Below are 2,019 nucleotides of genomic sequence, written 5' to 3'. Positions count from 1 at the left end.
TGGCGGCCACCGACGAATCTTCCGGCGACGGCCAGCCCGACACGCCGTCCGGGGCAGTGGTCGCGATCGACCCGCTCGGCCTGAAGGTCCAGGAGCTGACCGCGGAGAGCCGCAGCCAGTTCCAGCTGGGCGACAGCGTGACCAAGGGCGTGGTGATCACCGAGGTCGCGCCCGACGGCTCAGCCGCCGAGGAATCGCTCCAGCCGGGTGATGTGGTGCTGGAGGCGGGGCAGGATCCGGTCAATACGCCGAAGGAGCTGGCGCAGAAGGTCGAGGAGGCCCGCTCGTCGGGCAAGCGCAACATCCTCCTGATGGTGGAGCGGCAGGGCGATCTGCGCTTCGTGGCACTCCGCCTGGCCAGCTGAGCCGCAAGGACGGAGCGGCCGCGCCTCCGTCAGCCGGCGGCGAACGCGTTGCGTGGGTAGCCCTGGATGAACAGGAGCGCGGTGAGGTCGCCATACCGGATCACGACCGGGGCGGCCTTGGCGACCTTTGCGTGGGGACGAAAGCCCACGCCGAGCCCGGCCGCCCGGATCATCGGGATGTCATTGGCACCATCGCCCGCACACAGCGCATCGGCACGCCCGAGACCCAACCGTCCCGTGATCTCGTCGAGCGTCCTAAGCTTGGCATCGGCATCCAGCAGGGGCGGCACCAGCCGGCCGGTGAGCCGACCGTCCTGGATCTCCAGCAGGTTGGCGTGGTGCTCGTCGAAGCCGGCACGTGCCGCCACCGGTGCAGTGAACCGGGTGAAGCCGCCCGAGACCAGGGCGGTGCGGGCGCCATGGGCCCGCATCGTCCCCACCAGCGTCCTGGCTCCCGACATGAGGTGGATCCGCTCGGCGAGCAGCCGATCGATGGCACCTTCCTCCAGCCCGGCCAGGAGCTGCACCCGCGCCTTGACGGAACTCGCGAAATCCAGCTCGCCGTTCATGGTCCGCTCGGTGATCGCCGCCACTTCCGCGCGGATGCCCAACAGATCGGCCAGCTCGTCGATGCACTCGGTGGTGATGATGGTGCTGTCCATGTCACAGAGCAGGACGCGCTTGCGCCGGTTCCCGGACGAGGTCACCGCCACGTCGACCCGCCGCTCCCCGACGATATCAGCCAGCACCGGAGCAAGCGCGCTGGCGGCCTGGTCGACCTCTAAGGCCACCGCCTCGCCGTCCGAGAGCACGACCACCTCGGCCCGTAGCGCCCGGGACGCTTCCGCCACTAGTGCGGGTGTCAGCAGGCGCGCGTCCGGATCGCTCACCAGCGTGACCACCGTCATCCCCGACTCCCGTGAATGCTGCGCTGCAACATGAAGCGCCCGGTGATCGTGATAGGCGGGCCCACCGCCAGCGGCAAGTCGGCCCTGGCGATCCGGCTGGCGCAGGCCCTGCGCGGCACCGTGGTGAATGCCGATTCGATGCAGCTCTACCGCGACCTGCCGATCCTGACCGCGCGACCGTCGCCGGCGGACGAGCGGCTGGCCCCGCATGCCCTGTACGGCATCTGGAACGCCCTGGAGATCGGCTCGGCGGGGCGCTGGCTGGCGCTGCTGGCCGATCTGCTTGAGCGCGAGCCGCACACCCCGCTGGTCATCACCGGCGGCACCGGCCTTTATCTCGAGGCGCTCCTGCACGGCATCGCGCCTGTGCCCGACATCCCGGAGGGCATCCGGGCCGAGGTGCGAAGCCTGCCGCCTGAAGCGCTGCACCCGATCCTCTCCGAAGAGGACCCGGCCATGGCCGGCCGCCTCCGCCCGACCGACCCGCAGCGGCTGATGCGCGCCCTGGAAGTGCGGCGGGCCACCGGTCGCTCCCTGCTCGACTGGCAGGCGGACCCGCCGGTACGGCTGAGCCTCGACGTCGAGCCGAAGGGCGTGGCGCTGCTGCCGGCGCGGGACGAGCTGGTCGGCCGTATCGGCCGGCGCCTCGCGCAGATGCTGGCGGCAGGGGCGCTGGAGGAGCTGGCGGCGTTCTTGGCCGAGCCCGCCCATGCCGCCTCGCCGCTGCTCAAGGCGGTGGGCGTGCC

The 2,019-nt window shown here is 71.3% G+C and carries 3 protein-coding genes; 2 read left to right on the top strand and 1 reads right to left on the bottom strand.

Features of this window, described 5'->3' with window-relative positions; all coding sequences use genetic code 11:
- Nucleotides 1-365, top strand: a 365-nt coding sequence (locus EQG76_RS02905) for a PDZ domain-containing protein (protein ID WP_159710460.1), incomplete at its 5' end; no start/stop codon positions are given.
- A gap of 29 nt (nucleotides 366-394) precedes the next feature.
- Here the strand turns inward: EQG76_RS02905 and serB are convergent.
- Nucleotides 395-1,273 (bottom strand): phosphoserine phosphatase SerB, encoded by an 879-nt coding sequence (gene serB / locus EQG76_RS02900; protein ID WP_159710458.1) that lies wholly within the window; start codon nucleotides 1,271-1,273, stop codon nucleotides 395-397.
- Between the two features lie 15 nt (nucleotides 1,274-1,288).
- On the opposite strand from serB, the gene EQG76_RS02895 reads away from it, so the two are divergent.
- A partial coding sequence (locus EQG76_RS02895; RefSeq protein ID WP_159710456.1) for a tRNA (adenosine(37)-N6)-dimethylallyltransferase occupies nucleotides 1,289-2,019 on the top strand: 731 nt, incomplete at its 3' end.

The organism is Geminicoccus flavidas (assembly GCF_009806515.1).
Lineage (GTDB): Bacteria > Pseudomonadota > Alphaproteobacteria > Geminicoccales > Geminicoccaceae > Geminicoccus > Geminicoccus flavidus.
Note: the sequence above shows the minus strand (reverse complement) of the source record. Positions and strands in the feature narration are given on the sequence as shown.

Coding starts and splice junctions, on each gene's coding strand:
- serB (WP_159710458.1), bottom strand. CDS start 1,273: ATGACGGTGGTCACGCTGGTGAGCGATCCGGACGCGCGCCTGCTGACA.